The 16,981-nt window shown below is 74.2% G+C and carries 18 protein-coding genes; 13 read left to right on the top strand and 5 right to left on the bottom strand.

Annotation, left to right across the window (positions count from 1 at the left end):
- The first annotated feature begins 29 nt into the window (after positions 1-29).
- From ACN261_RS00090 to hisF, 9 genes are all read left to right on the top strand, one after another.
- A complete protein-coding gene (locus ACN261_RS00090) occupies positions 30-200 on the top strand; it encodes a hypothetical protein (protein ID WP_168222542.1) in 171 nt (56 codons plus the stop codon).
- Positions 200-841 carry an imidazole glycerol phosphate synthase subunit HisH gene (gene hisH, locus ACN261_RS00085; RefSeq protein ID WP_421483435.1) on the top strand — a complete coding sequence of 214 codons (642 nt, stop codon included), beginning with the start codon at positions 200-202 and terminating at the stop codon, positions 839-841. The genes ACN261_RS00090 and hisH overlap by 1 nt, the downstream gene beginning before the upstream one ends.
- Before the next feature lie 30 nt (positions 842-871).
- A complete protein-coding gene (locus ACN261_RS00080; RefSeq protein ID WP_421483434.1) occupies positions 872-1,195 on the top strand; it encodes a hypothetical protein in 324 nt (107 codons plus the stop codon).
- Positions 1,196-1,211: 16 nt separating this feature from the next.
- Positions 1,212-1,940: a bifunctional 1-(5-phosphoribosyl)-5-((5-phosphoribosylamino)methylideneamino)imidazole-4-carboxamide isomerase/phosphoribosylanthranilate isomerase PriA gene (gene priA / locus ACN261_RS00075; RefSeq protein ID WP_204927740.1), complete on the top strand. Its 729-nt coding sequence runs from the start codon at positions 1,212-1,214 to the stop codon at positions 1,938-1,940.
- A complete protein-coding gene (locus ACN261_RS00070; protein ID WP_088643062.1) occupies positions 1,937-2,353 on the top strand; it encodes a RidA family protein in 417 nt (138 codons plus the stop codon). The genes priA and ACN261_RS00070 overlap by 4 nt, the downstream gene beginning before the upstream one ends.
- A 152-nt stretch (positions 2,354-2,505) precedes the next feature.
- On the top strand, positions 2,506-2,952 hold the full coding sequence (locus ACN261_RS00065) for a MarR family winged helix-turn-helix transcriptional regulator (RefSeq protein ID WP_421483433.1): 447 nt from the start codon (positions 2,506-2,508) through the stop codon (positions 2,950-2,952).
- Between the two features lie 5 nt (positions 2,953-2,957).
- Positions 2,958-3,389, top strand: a complete 432-nt coding sequence (locus tag ACN261_RS00060; RefSeq protein ID WP_421483432.1) for an organic hydroperoxide resistance protein — start codon at positions 2,958-2,960, stop codon at positions 3,387-3,389.
- 46 nt (positions 3,390-3,435) lie between these two features.
- Complete coding sequence (locus ACN261_RS00055) at positions 3,436-4,434, top strand: NADP-dependent oxidoreductase (RefSeq protein WP_357931189.1); 999 nt, start codon at positions 3,436-3,438, stop codon at positions 4,432-4,434.
- A gap of 177 nt (positions 4,435-4,611) precedes the next feature.
- Positions 4,612-5,379 carry an imidazole glycerol phosphate synthase subunit HisF gene (gene hisF / locus ACN261_RS00050; protein WP_204927735.1) on the top strand — a complete coding sequence of 256 codons (768 nt, stop codon included), beginning with the start codon at positions 4,612-4,614 and terminating at the stop codon, positions 5,377-5,379.
- A 75-nt stretch (positions 5,380-5,454) separates the two neighbouring features.
- Here the strand turns inward: hisF and ACN261_RS00045 are convergent, their stop codons facing one another.
- Positions 5,455-5,913, bottom strand: a complete 459-nt coding sequence (locus ACN261_RS00045; RefSeq protein WP_145920959.1) for a hypothetical protein — start codon at positions 5,911-5,913, stop codon at positions 5,455-5,457.
- Positions 5,914-5,970: 57 nt separating this feature from the next.
- Entirely contained in the window at positions 5,971-6,681 is a 711-nt protein-coding gene (locus ACN261_RS00040) for a YczE/YyaS/YitT family protein (protein ID WP_421483431.1), read from the bottom strand.
- 58 nt (positions 6,682-6,739) lie between these two features.
- Between ACN261_RS00040 and ACN261_RS00035 the strand changes: the two genes are divergently transcribed.
- Together ACN261_RS00035 and ACN261_RS00030 are read left to right on the top strand one after the other, a co-directional pair.
- Complete coding sequence (locus ACN261_RS00035; protein ID WP_088643138.1) at positions 6,740-8,200, top strand: PLP-dependent aminotransferase family protein; 1,461 nt, start codon at positions 6,740-6,742, stop codon at positions 8,198-8,200.
- Positions 8,201-8,322: 122 nt separating this feature from the next.
- On the top strand, positions 8,323-9,627 hold the full coding sequence (locus ACN261_RS00030) for a low temperature requirement protein A (protein WP_425847693.1): 1,305 nt from the start codon (positions 8,323-8,325) through the stop codon (positions 9,625-9,627).
- 58 nt (positions 9,628-9,685) lie between these two features.
- Here ACN261_RS00030 and ACN261_RS00025 read toward each other — a convergent pair whose 3' ends face one another.
- The 3 genes from ACN261_RS00025 to ACN261_RS00015 form a co-directional block, all read right to left on the bottom strand.
- On the bottom strand, positions 9,686-11,512 hold the full coding sequence (locus ACN261_RS00025) for an AMP-dependent synthetase/ligase (RefSeq protein WP_425847690.1): 1,827 nt from the start codon (positions 11,510-11,512) through the stop codon (positions 9,686-9,688).
- A gap of 89 nt (positions 11,513-11,601) precedes the next feature.
- Complete coding sequence (locus tag ACN261_RS00020; protein ID WP_421483427.1) at positions 11,602-12,717, bottom strand: terpene synthase family protein; 1,116 nt, start codon at positions 12,715-12,717, stop codon at positions 11,602-11,604.
- A gap of 235 nt (positions 12,718-12,952) precedes the next feature.
- Entirely contained in the window at positions 12,953-13,582 is a 630-nt protein-coding gene (locus tag ACN261_RS00015) for a TIGR03085 family metal-binding protein (RefSeq protein ID WP_421483426.1), read from the bottom strand.
- 158 nt (positions 13,583-13,740) lie between these two features.
- Between ACN261_RS00015 and ACN261_RS00010 the strand changes: the two genes are divergently transcribed.
- Together ACN261_RS00010 and ACN261_RS00005 are read left to right on the top strand one after the other, a co-directional pair.
- Positions 13,741-15,615: an ABC transporter ATP-binding protein gene (locus tag ACN261_RS00010; protein WP_425847687.1), complete on the top strand. Its 1,875-nt coding sequence runs from the start codon at positions 13,741-13,743 to the stop codon at positions 15,613-15,615.
- A 56-nt stretch (positions 15,616-15,671) separates the two neighbouring features.
- A partial coding sequence (locus tag ACN261_RS00005; RefSeq protein ID WP_425853535.1) for an ABC transporter ATP-binding protein occupies positions 15,672-16,981 on the top strand: 1,310 nt, incomplete at its 3' end.

The following is a 16,981-nucleotide window of genomic DNA, read 5'->3' as shown; positions in this document are numbered from 1 at the left end:
GGCCCGGTCGGGGTCGGAGGGCGGCGCTGATGGGTCCGGTGCTGCCGACCCTGCTGCTGATCCTCGCCGGCATCCTGGTCGGTGGGGCCTGGTCGTTGTACCGACAGGACGCGCCGCGCGGTGCGATCGTGGTCACCGGGCTGCTCGCCGTGCTGGCCACCGTCGGCGGGGTGCTCTGGCTGCTACCCGGGGAGGGCTGATGGGCACGCAGGGCACCGGCAAGCGGATCGTGGTGCTCGACTACGGTTCGGGCAACCTGCGTTCGGCGCAGCGGGCGCTGGCCCACGCCGGGGCGGACGTGACGGTCACCGCCGACCTGGCCGCCGTCGCCTCGGCCGACGGCCTGGTGGTGCCGGGTGTCGGCGCGTACGCGGCCTGCATGGCCGGGATCGAGGCGTCGGGTGCCGGCCCGGTGATCGCCGAACGGGTCGCCGCCGGGCGTCCGGTGCTCGGCATCTGCGTCGGCATGCAGGTGCTCTTCGCGCACGGCGACGAGCACGGTGTGGTGACCAAGGGGCTGGGGCTGCTGCCGGGCGGGGTGACCCGGCTGCCCGCCGACCGGCTGCCGCACATGGGCTGGAACACGGTGACCCCGCCGGACGGTTCGGTGCTCTTCGCCGGGCTGCCCGCCGACAGCCGGTTCTATTTCGTGCACTCCTACGGGGTGCTCGACCAGGCGTCGTTGCGCGAGGCGGGCGCCCGGGTGACCACCGCCCACCACGGCACGGACTTCGTCGCGGCGGTGGAGTGGGGTCCGCTGTCGGCGGCCCAGTTCCACCCGGAGAAGTCGGCCGAGACCGGTGCCGTGCTGCTGCGCAACTGGCTGGCCACGGTTGGCTGAGACGCGCGGCCGCACCGGACCGGGTGCGCGGTGAGCAAGGAGCGGGCCCGTCGGCGGGCCGTCCGGGAGGCGGAGGCGGCCCGCGACCGCGTCGTACGTCAGCGCAAGCTGGCCCGTCGGCATCGTCGGCGCGCCCTGGTCCGCCGGGTCACCCCGCAGTGGCGGCGGGGCCGGACGGGCCGGTTGGCCCGCCGCACCCGGGGTGAGCGGGCCGCCATCATCGGGTTGACCGCGGCGGCGCTGGCGCTGATCTGGGTGTTCGTCGACGATCTCGCGCTGCGGGTGGTGCTGGTCGTGCTGTTGCTTCTGGTCCTGCCGGCGATCGTGGTGATCGCCCTGGACCGTCGGATCTGAACGAGGAGTAGGAAACGTGACCCTGACCCTGTTGCCCGCCGTGGACGTCGCCGACGGCCAGGCCGTCCGGCTGGTGCAGGGCGCCGCCGGCAGCGAGACCGCCTACGGCGACCCGCTCGACGCGGCGTTGGCCTGGCAGAACGACGGCGCGGAGTGGATCCACCTGGTCGACCTGGACGCCGCCTTCGGCCGGGGCTCCAACGCCGCCCTGCTGGCCGAGGTGGTCGGCAAGCTGGACGTGCGGGTGGAACTGTCCGGTGGCATCCGCGACGACGCGTCGCTGCGCGCCGCGCTGGGCACCGGCGCGGCCCGGGTGAACATCGGCACCGCCGCGTTGGAGGACCCGCAGTGGTGTGACCGGATCTGCGCCGAGTACGGCGACCGGGTGGCGATCGGTCTGGACGTGCGGGGTCGTACCCTCTCGGCGCGGGGCTGGACCCGCGACGGCGGTGACCTGTGGGAGGTGCTGGCCCGGCTGGACGCCGCCGGTGCGTCCCGGTACGTGGTGACCGACATCACCAAGGACGGCACGATGCGCGGGCCGAACCTGGACCTGCTGCGTGAGGTCTGTGCCCGTACCGACGCCCCGGTGATCGCCTCGGGCGGTGTGTCGACCCTGGAGGACCTGCGGGCGCTGGCGACCCTGGAGGAGGCCGGCGTGGAGGGTGTGATCGCCGGCAAGGCGCTGTACGCGGGGGCGTTCACGGTGGCCGAGGCGTTGGCGACGTTGCGGGCCGCGGGGTGACCGACGCGGCGGACCCGGACGACGGGACCGTCACCCGGCTCGGCTCGGGCGGCCCGTGGGAGGCCCGGTACGGCTACTCCCGGGTGGTCCGGGCCGGCCGTTCGGCCTGGACGTCGGGCTGCACGTCGACTGTCGACGGGGTGGTGACGCACGTCGGTGACGCGGCGGCGCAGACCGCCCAGGCGTTGCGGATCGGCCTGTCCGCGCTGGCCGAGGTGGGCGCGGGCCCGACCGACGTGGTGCGGACCCGGATGTACGTGACCGACCGGCTCTTCGTCGACGAGGTGGGCCGGGCGCACCAGGCGGTCTTCGGCGCGGTCCGGCCGGCCGCCACGATGGTGGTGGTGGCCGGCCTGCTCGATCCGGACCATCTGGTCGAGATCGAGTTGGAGGCGCACCTCCCGCCGTCCTGATCCGGCCCGCCCGGTCCGCCGGTCCGCCGGTCCGCCGGCCCGCCCGGTCTGCCGGCCCGATCCGGTCCGCCCGGTCGGCCGGGTCGGGAGACGGCGGTCACTCCCGGCCCAGATAAGTTGTGCGCAATTGAATTGCGGGCTACCTTTGCCGGGTGAGTGACCATCTGGTGTTGCGCGATCAGGTCTGCTTCGCGCTCTATGCGGCCTCCCGGGCGCTCACCGACGTGTACCGGCCCCTCCTCGACGAGTTCGGGCTCACCTACCCGCAGTACCTGGTGCTGCTGGTGCTCTGGGAGCGCGGCGACGACCCGCCCACGGTCTCCGAGCTGGGCGCCGCGCTCCGGCTCGACTCCGGCACCCTCTCCCCGCTGCTCAAGCGGCTGGCGGCGGCAGGCCTGGTGGTCCGCACCCGCTCCGCGCTCGACGAGCGGCGGGTGGAGGTGGGGCTGACCGCCGACGGCGCGGCCCTGCGCCGGCGGATGACCGACGTGCCGCTGCGGGTGGCCTGTTCCACCGGCCTCGACGAGACCGAGCTGGTCGCGTTGCGCGACACCCTCACCCGGGTCACCGAGACGATCCACCGACAGAAGGAGCAGTGATTCCCATGCAGGTGCTCTACACCGCCTCCGCGACGGCCACCGGCGACGGGCGTAACGGCCACGTCCGCACCTCCGACGGCATCGTCGAGCTGGACCTGGCCATCCCGAAGGAGATGGGCGGCGCGGGCGGCGCGGCCAACCCCGAGCAGCTCTTCGCCGCCGGCTACGCGGCCTGCTTCCACTCCGCGCTGCGCACGGTGGCCCGCCGCAGCAAGGCCGACGTCACCGGCTCGGTCGTCGAGGCCGAGGTCGGCATCGGCGCGAACGGCAGCGGCGGCTTCGGTCTGGCCGTCACCCTGGTGGTGGACCTGCCGGCCGTCGAGCGCGCCGCCGCCCAGCAGCTCGTCGAGGCCGCCCACGAGGTCTGCCCCTACTCCAACGCCACCCGGGGCAACATCGAGGTGACCCTCACCGTGCGCGAGGCCGCCGCGGCCTGACCGCCGCACCGGGCCATCACCATCGCGTACGAGAGGACGACACCGTATGACCAGCAACCGTGAGATCCACCTGGCCTCCCGCCCGCAGGGCTGGCCGACCGCCGACAACTTCCGCCTCGTCGAGACCGGGGTGCCCACCCCGGGGCCGGGGCAGATCGTGGTCCGCAACCAGTTCATCTCGGTCGACCCGTACATGCGGGGTCGGATGAACGACGTGAAGTCCTACGTGCCGCCGTTCGCCCTCGACGCGCCGCTCGACGGTGGCGCGGTGGGCGAGGTGGTGGCCGGCGGCGGCGACGGGATCAGCGTCGGCGACACCGTGCTGCACGGGCTCGGCTGGCGGGAGTACGCGCTGCTCGACGCCGGCTCCGCCCGCCGGGTCGACCCCGACCTCGCCCCGGTCACCGCCTACCTGAGCGTGCTCGGGATGACCGGGTTGACCGCGTACGCCGGGCTGCTCGACGTGGCGGCGATGCGACCGGGGGAGACCGTGTTCGTCTCCGGCGCGGCCGGCGCGGTGGGCAGCATGGTCGGCCAGATCGCCAAGCTCAAGGGGGCAGGCCGGGTGGTCGGCAGCGCCGGCTCGCCGGCCAAGGTGGCCCGGTTGACGGAACTCGGCTTCGACGCCGCCTTCGACTACCACGACGGTCCGGTCCGCGACGCGCTGAAGGCCGCCGCCCCGGACGGGATCGACGTCTACTTCGACAACGTGGGCGGCGAGCACCTGGAGGCGGCGATCGGGGCGATGAACCTGCACGGCCGGGCCGCCATCTGCGGGATGATCGCGCAGTACAACGCGGCCGAGCCGCCGGCCGCGCCGCGCAACCTGGCGCTGGTCATCGGCAAGCGGCTCACCCTGCGTGGCTTCCTGGTCGGCGACCACGGCGGCCTGCGCGAGCAGTTCGTCACCGAGGTCGCCGGCTGGCTGCGCGAGGGGAAGCTCTCCTACGACGAGACGATCGTCGACGGCATCGAGAACGCCCCCGACGCGTTCCTCGGCCTGCTGCGCGGCGAAAACCTCGGCAAAATGCTCGTCCGCCTCTAACCCCCCGCTGCCCCCGCCCCCGCCCCGCCCCCTGGCCGTGGTGATCAAGAGGTTTGCGTCACGCTTCGAGATCGAACTGACGCGAACCTCTTGATCACCGGCGCGGTGGCGGGGGCGCGGGCCGGCGCGGTGGGCGGGGCAGGACGGTGGGGCGGGGGCGTTGGATAGGCTCGGGGCATGACGGTGGCGGTGCGGGTGATCCCGTGTCTGGACGTGGACGCCGGTCGGGTGGTCAAGGGGGTCAACTTCCTCGACCTGCGCGACGCCGGTGACCCGGTGGAGCTGGCGGCGGCGTACGACCGGGCCGGCGCGGACGAGTTGACCTTCCTGGACGTCACCGCCTCCTCCAGCGACCGGGGCACCATGCTCGACGTGGTACGCCGCACCGCCGAGTCGGTGTTCATCCCGCTCACCGTCGGCGGTGGGGTACGCCAGGTCGCCGACGTGGACACCCTGCTGCGCGCCGGGGCCGACAAGGTGGGGGTGAACACCGCCGCCATCGCCCGCCCCGAGCTGATCGCCGAGATCGCCGACCGGTTCGGCCGGCAGGTGCTGGTGCTCTCGCTGGACGTGAGGCGGGCGCCCGCCGGCACCACCCCCAGCGGTTTCGAGGTGACCACCCACGGGGGCCGCCGGGGCACCGGGCTCGACGCGGTCGAGTGGGCGGCGCGCGTGGCCGAGCTGGGCGCGGGGGAGATCCTGCTCAACTCGATGGACGCCGACGGCACCAAGGCCGGCTTCGACCTCACCCTGATCGAGGCGGTCCGGGCGGTGGTCGACGTGCCGGTGATCGCCAGCGGCGGCGCCGGCCGGGTGGCGCACTTCCCGCCCGCGATCGGGGCGGGGGCCGACGCGGTGCTGGCCGCCAGCGTCTTCCACTTCGGCGAGCTGACCGTCGGCGAGGTCAAGGACGCCCTGCGCGACGCGGGCCACCCCGTCCGCTGACCCAGCCCCGGGCGGGCCACCCCGTGGAGGGTGACCCGCGCCCGGGTGGACGGTTCGGCACCGGTGCAGGCCGGCTCAGCGCCCGCTCTGCCCCTCGGGTGAGCGGCGGGGGGCCGGGATCGAGCGCACCACGTACTCCTGGACGGCGGCGGCGTGCTCCTCCTCGGCCAGTTGCCAGTCCGCGCTGCCCGGGGCGTGCCGTCGGACGAGCACCCCCTGCATGCTGTCGACCGTGCCCCCCACCCCGGCCCGGGGCCGGGTACGCCAGAGCTGCTCACCGTCCGGGGTGATCCGGAACCAGCCGTCGGAGACGGTGACCAGCCCCGCGCCGACCAGCCGCCGGACCGCTGTCTCCACGTCCTGTCGTTCGGGTATCGCCTGGTTGAGGTGGTCGGCGGTGGACAGCACGTCGGTGAGCCGCACCCCCTCCGGGCGGCGGGAATCCGCCGCGCGCCGGTGCCGTCCGGCCCCGCTGGCGATCACCAGTGACACGAAGATCCAGGCGTCCGTCCAGCGCCACGCGTTCTCCCCCATGCACGAATGATGCCCGTAGGTGTCCGTTGAGGAAACACCTACTTTCCCCCTGTCCTGTCAGCGCAGCTCAGCGTGCCCAGGTGCGGACGCAGCGCCGCACGGCGGGGTGGGAACCGGTGCCGGGGCACCGGATCGCGGGGTGCCGGGGGCCGTCGCCGGCGGGTCGGCCAGGGCGAAGCGGGGGATGAAGAACTGGGCCAGCGGGCCGATGCCGAGCGCGTACGCGACGGTGCCCACGCCGACCGTGCCGCCGAGCAGCCAGCCCAGGGCCAGCACGGTGACCTCGATCACGGTGCGGACGAGCCGGACCGAGCGGCCCGGCCGGCGGGCGACGTACCCGGTCATCAGGCCGTCGCGGGGGCCGGGGCCGAGCCGCGCGCCGAGATAGAGGCCGGTGGCGGCGCCGTTGGCGACGATGCCGCCGATCAGCAGGGCGATCCGGGCGGGCAGCGGCCACCCGGCCGGCAGCAGGGCCACCGTGGCGTCCACCACCAACCCGATCACCAGCACGTTGCTCACCGTGCCGAGCCCTGGGCGTTGCCGCAGCGGGATCCAGAGCAGCAGCACCACCGCGCCGACCGCGATGGTCACGGTGCCGAACGACAGGCCGGTCTGCCGGGACAGCCCCTGGTGGAAGACGTCCCACGGGTCCAGTCCGAGCCCGGAACGGATCATCATGGCCATGCTGACCCCGTAGAGGACCAGCCCGGCGTAGAGCTGGGTGAGCCGGCGGCCGGGTCGGTGCCGGAGATTGCCAATCGGAGCCATGCATGCCACCCTAGGGTCCAATATCGCCCACTGAAGAGCCAATTCCGAAGGGGTGGCCGTGACCAGCCAGGTGCGAGGGGTCCAATTGGCGCGGTTGCTCGGGCAGTGGCACGCCCTGCCCGGTCGCCGCCGCAGCCCCGACTACGCCGCGCTCGCCGCCGCCGTCCGGGGCCTGCTCGCCGACGGCCGGCTCCCCCTGGGGGTACGCCTGCCGGCCGAACGGGAGTTGGCCGAGGCGCTGCGGATCAGCCGTACCACGGTCACCGCCGCGTACCGGCAGTTGCGGGAGACCGGCCACCTGGCCAGCCGGCGCGGCGCGGGAAGCTGGACCATGCTCCCCGGCACCCACCGGGTCGCCAGCACCGGCCTGTGGACCCCGCTGGACGACCGCGACATGATCGACCTCGGGGTGGCCGCGCTGGCCGCGCCGCCCGAACTGGTCCCGGCCGCCCGGGCCGCGGTGGAGGACCTGCCCCGGTACCTGTCCGGCGCGGGCTACCACCCGACCGGCATCATCGAGCTGCGCGAGGCGGTCGCCCGGGCGTACACCGAGCGGGGGCTGCCGACCAGCGCCGAGCAGATCATGGTGACCAGCGGCACCCAGCACGCGTTGGACCTGGTGCTGCGGCTGGCCCTGGTGCCCGGCGGGAACGTCCTGGTCGAGTCGCCCACCTATCCGAACGCGCTCGCCGCGCTGGCCGCCCGGCGGGCCCGGATCACCACCCACGGCCTCGCCGTCGACGGGATCGGGTGGGACGCCGACCTGCTGCTGGGCAGCGTCCGGCAGACCCGGCCGAAACTGGCCTACCTGATCCCCGAGTTCCACAACCCGACCGGGCACCTGATGGCCGCCGAGCTGCGGGAGCGGCTGGTCGCCACCGCCCACGCCGCCGGCACCGACCTGGTCGTCGACGAGTCCTTCGTGGACCTGCCGCTGGACGGCACGCCGCTGCCCCCACCGATGGCCGTGTTCGACAGGCACTCCCGGGTGATCTCCATCGGCGGGATGAGCAAGCCGTACTGGGGCGGCCTGCGGATCGGCTGGGTCCGCGCCTCCGCCCCGCAGGTGCAGCGGCTCGCCGCCGCCCGGGTCGGGGTGGACATGGCCAGCCCGGTGCTCGACCAACTGGTGGCGGTGCACCTGCTCGCCCAGGCCCCGGCCATCGTCGCGGCCCGCCGGGCACAACTGGTCACCCAGCGCGACGCGCTGCTCGCCGTGCTCGCCGAACGGCTGCCGGACTGGCGTTTCGACGTCCCCCGGGGCGGCGTCACGCTCTGGGTCGAGCTGGACGGCCCGATCTCCAGCGCGCTGGCCCGCGCGGCCGAGGAGGTCGGCGTACGGCTGGCGCCCGGTCCCCGCTTCGGCCTGGACGGCACCCTGGAGCGGTTCCTCCGGCTGCCGTTCACGCTGCCCGTCGCCGACCTGGTGGAGGCGGTCGGCCGGCTGGCCGCGATCCGCTACGACCTCGACCGGGGCGCGGGTCGCCCGCGCTGGCGGGAACCAGCAGTCATCGCCTGACCCGGCCAGGACGGTCCCGACCGGGCCTGCGCCGCACGGGCGACGCGTCGCCGTCGGACGGCCGCGTCGCCGGTCGGGGCGAACCGGCCTGACCGGGCGGCCCCGGCTGGGAGACTGCCGGTGTGGGTGGCCCGGGACGGTGGCACGGGATCCGGCCCGGTGCGCCCGGCTCCCGGACCACCCGGCTGGAACTCTTCTACGACCTGGTCTTCGTCTTCGCGTTCTTCACCGTCACCGCGCTGACCTCGCAGGAGCCCACCGGGGCCAACCTGCTGCGCTGCCTGCTGGTGCTGGGCCTGCTGTGGTGGTGCTGGACCGGTTTCGCGGGTCTGGGCAACGCGGTCCGCGCCGACCAGGGGCCGCTGCCACTGCTCGGCTTCCTCACCGTCACCGCCACCTTCCTGCTGGCGCTGAGCATGCCGGGGGCGTTCGTCGACGAGCCGGGCGGGCTGAACGGCCCACTGGTCTTCGCCGGCTGCTACTTCCTCGTCCGGGCCTGCCAACTGGCCGTCTTCGGCGTGCTGGCCCGGGACGACCCGGCCCGGTGGCGGCAGTGGACCCGGCTCGCGCTGCTGCCGGTGGCCGCCACGGCGCTGCTGGTCGCCTCCGCTCTGCTGCCCCACCGGGTCGCCGCCGACGGCACCGCGACCGTCCTGCAACTCACCCTCTGGACGCTGGCCCTGCTGCTGGAGTACGTGGCCGGGATCCGCCTCGGCGGGACCTACTGGGCGGTGCTCTCCGCCGGGCACTGGGCCGAACGGCACGCCCTGATGGTGCTGATCGCGCTCGGCGAGTCGATCATCGCGCTCGGCGTCGGCCCGAAGTTCGTCACCGGCCTGCCGCTGACCTGGCCGGTGGTGATCGCCGCGGTGTTCGGCATCGCCGTCGCGTCGGTGCTGTGGTGGGCCTACTTCGACACCCTGGCGCTCGCCCTGGAACAGGCGTTGCACGGCAGCCGCGATCCGGTGGGCAGGGCCCGGCTGGCCCGCGACGCCTACACCTACCTGCACCTGCCGATCATCGCCGGGGTGATCTTCTTCGCCCTCGGCCTCAAGGACCTGCTGGCCGAGGTGGCCGACCCGGACACCCCGACCTGGGGGGTGCCGCTGGGGGGCTTCTGGGTGCTGGTGCTCTGGGGCGGGGTGGGCCTCTACCTGCTCAGCCTCGTGGCCTGCGAGCTGCGGGCGACCCGGGTGCTGCGCTGGCCGCCGGTGCTGGCGGTGCTGGCGCTGGCGGCGCTCGCCCCGGCCGGGGCCCGGGTGCCCGAGGTGGGGGCGCTGGCCCTGCTGGCGCTGGTCTGCGTGGCGTTGGCCGCGGTGCAGACCCGCAGCCAGGGCGGCCGTCGGCGGCAGGTGCGCCGGCTGGCCCTGGCGCAGGAGGAGGCCGTCGAGGAGGCACAGAGCCGGTGGCGTCACGAGCACCTGTGACCGGCCGGCGGCCGTGTCCCGGGACGGGAGGACACGGACGCCGGCCGGTCGGCGGGGATCAGATCTCGGCCAGGCTGCCCTCGTACATCCGGTCGATCTCGGCGGCGAAGTTGCTCTCCACACCGCGCCGCTTGATCTTCAGCGACGGGGTCATCTCGCCGTCCTCGATGGTCAGGTCGCGGGGCAGGACCGTCACCTTCTTGATCGTCTCCCAGCGGTTGAGCCTGGTGTTGAGCTGGGCGACGTGCTCCTCGACCATCGCGTGGGCCTCGGGCGAGGCGACGATCTCGGCGTAGTCACGCCCCTCCAACGGGCCACCCGCCGCCCAGCCCCGGATCGCGTCCGGGTCCAGACTGACCAGCATGGTGCAGTAGTTGCGGGCCTGGCCGATGACGATCGCCTGCGAGGTGTACGGGCAGATGGCCTTGAACATGCCCTCGATGTGCGACGGCGCGACGTACTTGCCGCCGGAGGTCTTGACCAGGTCCTTCTTGCGGTCGGTGATGCGCAGGTAGCCGTCGTCGTCGAGGCTGCCGATGTCACCGGTCCGGAAGAAGCCGTCCTCGGTGAACGCGGCGGCCGTCTCCTCGGGCAGGTTGTGGTAGCCGCGCATCACCGGCCGGCCGCGTACCAGGATCTCCCCGTCGGTGTCGATCCGGCACTCCAGGTCGCCCATCGCCCGGCCGACAGTGCCGATCCGCAGCCCGTCGGGCGGGTTGACGAAGTTGCCGGCGCTGGTCTCGGTCAGGCCGTACCCCTCGGAGATCGGCAGGTTGGCCGCGGCGAAGAAGGTGGCGATCTCGGCGCTCAGCGGGGCCGCGCCCGAGACGAGCACCCGGATCCGGCCGCCGAGGCGGGCCTGGAGCTTGCTGAACACGAGCTTCTCGGCCACCGCGTACTTGGCCTTCAGCATGCCCGGCACCGGTCGGCCGGCCTGCTCCAGGGCGACCTTCCGCTTACCGACCTCGACCCCCCAGGCGAAGATCTTCGCCTTGGCGCCCCCGGCGTCCTGCGCGGTGGTGACCGCCTTGTTGTAGACCTTCTCGTAGACCCGGGGCGCCCCGCACATCAGCGTCGGCCGGATCACCCCGAGCAGCTCGACGAGCTTGTCCACCCGGCCGTCGACGTAGGTGGGCAGGCCGACGTGCGTCGAGCCGCAGAGCAGCGTCTTGCCGAACGAGTGCGACAGCGGCAACCACAGGTACTGCACGTCGTCGTCGCGCAGCAGGCCCGTCTCGGCCTGCACCACCCCCTCCCAGCACCAGCCACCGTGCAGCAGCTCGACCCCCTTCGGCCGGCCGGTGGTGCCCGAGGTGTAGATCAGCGTGGCCAGGTGCTCGGGACCGACGGGGGCGATCAGCCGGTCCACCAGGCCGGGGTCGGCGGCGAGCGCCCGCGCGCCCTGCTCCTCCAGCTCGGCCAGGGTGAGCTGGGGCACGGCGGCGGTCGGGTCGGGGGTGCCGTCGAAGAGCACCACGTGGGTCAGCGCGGGCAGCTGCGCGCCGGACACCTTCGCCGCCTGGGCCGGGTTCTCGGCGAACAGCACCCGGGAGCCGGAGTCGGCGATGATGTACGTCGCGTCCTGCGGCTCGGTGGTGGGGTAGACGGTGGTGGTCGCGCCGCCCGCGCACATGATGCCGAAGTCGGCGATGATCCAGTCCAGTCGGGTGTTGGCCAGGATCGCCACCGGGTCCTCCAGCCCGACCCCGAGCCCGTGCAGGCCGGCGGCGACCGCGTCGGCCCGCCGGCCGACCTGCGCCCAGGTCAACCAGACCGGCCCGGAGTCGTCCGCCGCCGGGTGGGCGAAGGCGCGCTGGTCGGGGGTGGCGGCCACCCGCTTGCGGAACATATCGGGGATGGAACGGTATGGGACATCGAGAGCCATCGAGGTTGCCGCCTTCGGGGGTGGGTGACGTGACGGGGGTCACGTCGCTCTGCGGTTACCGAAGGGTATTGCCTGCACCCGGGCATCGGCTAGCCCTCGAACCTGTGAGGCGGCTGAGTCCCGCCGGGCGCGCCGGCCGGCCCGGCGTACCGGTCCGCCCGCCTCGACCAGTCGTAGGTGGCGCGCAGCCAGGCGCGGCGGGCTGCCAGGTAGGGCGTCACCGTCGGCCCGGCGTGCGCGACCAGGGCCGCCTCCCGCACCAGGTAGCCGGCCAGCCCGTCGTTGAACCATCCGGCGGCCAGTTGGAAAGCCGCCGCCTCGTCCCGCCCGTGCTGCACGGCGAGGACGGTCACCAGGTTGTGCGGGTCGGCCACCGCGTCCCGTTCCTTGCGGTAGGAGAACAGGTCGTTGCACCAGCAGACCAGGTCGACGGCGAGGTCGTCCAGGGCGAGCAGCGCCGGATCGGCCCGCCGCGCCGGGCCGGGCGGGCGGCCGTACGCCAGGTCGGTGAGGGTGAGGCTGGGGCGTACGCCGCCGGTGTGCCGGCGCATCTGGCGGTATTCGGCCAGCCCGGGGACCCGGCGGCGCTCCCGGTTGGCGGCCTCCCACAACAGTGCCAGCAGGTACTCCCGCAACTGGCTCACCAGGCGTAGCAGCAGCGTGGGCCGGCGCTGGTCGACCACCCGTCGACACAGGTCCGCCAGCGCGACGCCGAGCGCCCCGGCCGGCGTGTCCCGGTCGCCCGGGGGGACACCGTCGCCGACCGGCCGGCTCGGCCCGCCCCAGGCCCCGGTCGTTCCGCTCCGGCCGGTCCTTGCGCCGGCTGGTCCGCTCCGGCCGGTCCCCGCGCCGGCGTCGGTCGGCCCGCCGGGCCGGTCGAGCACGTCCAGCAGTGCGGCGACCGTCGGCGCGAGGGTGGCCGGCGCGCTGCCCAGGCCGTCGTCGTCGCAGACGTCGTCCATCACGAACAGCCAGGAGAGCAGGTCGGTGAGCAGTCGTAGCCGGGTCACCGGGGCCTGCGGGCAGGCGCGTCCGGCCAGTTCGGCCGCGCCGGCCCGGTGCAGCCGGGAGGTCGCCGGTCCGACCCCGACCAGACCCTGCCCCCGGGCCCACTCCAGGCTCTCCGCCGCCACCCGGTCGGTGGCGACGTGCCGGCGGCTGACGAACGGTGGCTCGTACAGTGCCGAGACGTCGAAGCTTCGCATGGCGTCCCCAGTCGGCCGCCCCCCACGAGCGGCGTCGCCGGAGAGTACGGCAAGGAGATCGACATCAGTCGTTGCGGAGGAGTCGGGGTGACCGAATCCACCCCTGTCGCGAACAGTGACGTCCTTCACTGCGCCAGGTGATCATCCGGCCGCGCAGGGTGTCCGCCGCAGCGGGGAGCCCGCCGACACCCCGGCCCGCGCGGCGGCGTCGCGGGGGCGGTGCCGGCGACCGGGCTCACAACCCCAGCGCTGCCGTCCGCAGCCGTTCGGTCAGCGCCGGTGGGCCGTCGAGCTGGACCCGGGCCACCCGCTGCCGGCCGGACAGGAAGAGCACCAGCTCACCGGGGGGCCCGACCAGCCGTACCCGGTCACCGCCCCGGCCGGCGGTCAACTCGCCGTGGCCGGGGGCCTGCACCAGCAGGTGCGCCGGGAAGCGTCGGGCCCGGGTCCGGGTCAGCAGGGACACCGGCTTCCACAGCCGGGCGGCCAGCCCCGCCGGGACGTCCCGGGGGTGCCAACCCGGGCGGGCCCGCCGGACGTCCTCGTGGTGGATGAAGAACTCCATCGTGTTGGCCAGCTCGTCGGTCAGCGGATTGCTGACCGGGCTCCATACCGGGGGCCGGCGCACCTGGTCGACCAGTTCCGGCCAGGGGCGGGCGGCGACCCGCAGCCGCACCCGCTCGGCGTACCCGTGAAGGGGCGGCAGCATGATGCCGCCGGCGGCGTCGGGGCGGCGCTCCCGCACCACCAGGTGGGCGGCGAGGTCCCGGGCGGTCCACCCCTCATTCAGCGTGGGGGCGTCCGGGCCCACTTCCAGCATCAGGTCGGCGAGCGCCTCGCGCTCCGCTCGGGCGTACCGCGGCATGCAGCGATCGTAGGTCGGCGGGGCGCCATCGGCGCGGCGGAGACCCGCCGCGACGGGCGCGGGCGGGACGTGACGGTGGACATACGTCGCCGGGCGGCGGCGGTGGCCGGGACCGGTAAGGATAAGGGAGATAATTGCGGCTTACGGCGGGGGAGAGCGTGGCGAGCGGGACGAGTCGGGACGTGATCCGCCGGGGGTTGTGGGTCCTCGGCCGGGCGATCCGGGAACAACCGCGCATCTTCGCGGTGGCGGTCGCCGGCAGCGTGCTCTTCGGCGGGTTGGTGATCGCCAGCGCGTACGTGGTCGGCGCGGTCGTCGGCGACGTGGTGGTGCCGGCGGTCGAGGCCGGTGAGGTCGGCACCGGCACGGTGGCCCTGGCCGCCGTGGCCCTGTTCGGGATCAGCGTGCTGCGGGTGGTCGGCATCTTCGGCCGGCGGCTCGGGGCCGGCTACATGCAGTTCCGCCTCCAGGCCGCCTACCGTCGCCGGGTCACCCGCCGCTACCTCGACCTGCCGCTGGCCTGGCACCACCGCAACGCCACCGGCACGCTGCTGTCCAACGCCAACTCCGACGTCGAGGCGGCCTGGTACCCGATCGCGCCGCTGCCGTTCGCGGTCGGCACGCTGGTGATGCTGGTCGGCGCGGTCGGCTCGCTGTTCGTCACGGACTGGGCGCTCGCCCTGGTCGGGCTGGCCGTGTTCCCCGCCCTGTTCGCACTCAACGTGGTCTACTCCCGCCGGATGGCCCCCCGCCAGGCCCGCGCCCAGCGGCTGCGGGCCGAGGTCAGCGGCATCGCCCACGAGAGCTTCGACGGCGCGCTGGTGGTCAAGACCATGGGCCGCGAGGCCCAGGAGACCGCCCGGTTCGCCGGCCGGGCCCGGGAGCTGCGGGACTCGCTGATCGCGGTCGGCCGGCTACGCGGCGTCTTCGACCCGCTGCTGGAGACGCTGCCCAGCCTCGGCACCCTGGCCGTGCTGGTGGTCGGCACGGTCCGGCTGCGGCAGGGCGCGATCACCGTCACCGAACTGGTCAGCGTCGCCTTCCTGTTCACCGTGCTGGCGTTCCCGGTGCGGGCGATCGGCTGGGTGCTCGCCGAGCTGCCGCGCAGCGTGGCCGGGTGGGACCGGGTCAGCCGGGTGCTCGACGCCACCGGCGAGATGCCCTACGGCGAGGTCACCCTCGACGAGGACGCCGGCCCGGCGACCCTCGCCTTCGACGGCGTCCACTTCGGCTACGAGCCCGCCGAGGCGCACCTGCCCGGGGCCCAGGTGCTCGGCGAGGTCGCCTTCACCGTGCCCGCCGGGCGGACGGTGGCGCTGGTCGGGCCGACCGGTGCCGGCAAGTCCACCATCGCCTCGCTGGCGGTCCGGCTGGTCGACCCGGACGCCGGCACGGTCACCCTCGACGGGGTGGACGTGCGCCGGCTCACCGCCGCGTCGCTCGCCTCGACCGCCGCGCTGGTCGCCCAGGTGCCGTTCGTCTTCGACGACACCGTCCGGGCCAACATCAGCCTGGACCGGCCGGGCATCGACGACGAGGACGTCTGGGCGGCGCTGCGGCTGGCCGAGGCGGACGGTTTCGTCGCCGCCCTCCCCGACGGGCTGGACACCATGGTCGGTGAGCGGGGCACCTCGCTCTCCGGGGGGCAGCGGCAGCGGCTCACCCTGGCCCGCGCCCTGGCCGGCCGGCCCCGGCTGCTGGTGCTCGACGACGCCACCAGCGCGGTCGACCCCCGGGTCGAGGCCGCCATCCTGGCCGGGCTGCGCGCCCCGGCCCCCGGGCAGCCGGCCGCCGCGTCGATCCTGGTGGTGGCGTACCGGCGGGCCACCATCGCGCTCGCCGACGAGGTGATCTACCTGGAGCAGGGCCGGGTGCTGGCCCGGGGCACCCACGCCGAGCTGCTGGCCACCGTGCCCGGCTACGTCGACCTGGTCACCGCCTACGAGCAGGCCGAGCAGGAACGCGCGGAGAACCGGACGTACGACGAGGTCGCCCCGCTGCCGACGGGCCTGGAGATCGAGGTGGACCGGTGAGCGCGAGGAGTGCAGCGCAGCGGAGCCCCGCAGCCGCGAGCGAGAGGTCGGCACCGGTGGGCGAGGGTGGCGGGGACGAGCCGGTCGAGCGGACCGAGGGGACCTGGCAGACGTTGCGGCGGGGGTTGGCGCTCTCGCCGGAGCTGCGTACCGGGCTGGCCGGCACGTTGGCGTTGGCACTGGTCTACATGGTCGGCCGGGTGGCCGTGCCGGTGGCGGTGCAGCGCGGCATCGACCAGGGGATCGCCGTCCCCGGCGGCCCGGATCTCGGGGTGATTCTCACGGTGGTCACCGCCACGGCGGCGGTGCTGGTGCTCACCACCGTCTGCGGTTACCTGATGATGCGGCGGCTGTTCACCGTCAGCGAGACCGCGCTGGCCAACGTCCGGACGAGGGCGTTCCGGCACGTGCACGACCTGTCGATGCTGCACCAGCAGTCGGAGCGGCGCGGGTCGCTGGTCTCCCGGGTGACCAGCGACGTCGACCAGATCACCCAGTTCCTCCAGTGGGGCGGGGTCATCCTCGTCGTCAACCTGGGTCAGCTCGCGGTCACCACGGCGGTGATGCTGGCGTACTCCTGGCAGTTGACGCTGGTGGTGCTGGTCGCCTTCGCGCCGGCGGTGCTGATCATCCGGTTGTTGCAGCGCCGGTTGGCCGGGGCGTACGGGGTGGTCCGGCAGCGGACGGGCACGCTGCTCGGCACGGTCGCCGAGAGCGTGGTGGGCGCGCCGGTGATCCGGGCGTACGGCGTCTCGGGGCGCACGGCCCGGCGGTTGGACGCGGCGATCGAGGGGCAGCGGTTGGCCCAGCAGCGGGCCATCCGGATCAGCATCATGGGCAGCTCGGTGGGGGAGCTGGCGGCCGGGGTGGCGTTGGCCGGGGTGGTGGTGGTCGGGGTGTCGCTGGGGGTGGACCGGACGCTGTCGGTCGGCCAGCTCACCGCGTTCCTGTTCCTGGTCACCCTGTTCATCCAGCCGGTGCAGATCGCCACCGAGGTGCTCAACGAGGCGCAGAACGCCATCGCCGGCTGGCGGCGGGTGCTCGACGTGCTGGACATCGCGCCGGACGTCGCCGATCCGGGGGAGCAGGGCCGGGACCTGCCGGCCGGCCCGCTGGACATCCGCTTCGCCGACGTGACGTTCGCCTATCCGGGTGGGCCGCCGGTGCTGCACGGCGTCACCCTGGACATCGCGGCGAAGAGCCGGGTGGCGGTGGTCGGTGAGACCGGCAGCGGCAAGACCACCTTCGCCAAGCTGCTCACCCGGCTGATGGACCCGACGCAGGGGCGGGTGCTGCTGTCCGGGGTGCCGCTTGATGAGGTGCGGTTCGACTCGCTGCGGTCCCGGGTGGTGATGGTGCCGCAGGA

This window comes from Micromonospora sp. WMMD723 (genome assembly GCF_049863385.1).
Taxonomy (GTDB): Bacteria; Actinomycetota; Actinomycetes; order Mycobacteriales; family Micromonosporaceae; genus Micromonospora; species Micromonospora wenchangensis.
Note: the sequence above shows the minus strand (reverse complement) of the source record. Positions and strands in the feature narration are given on the sequence as shown.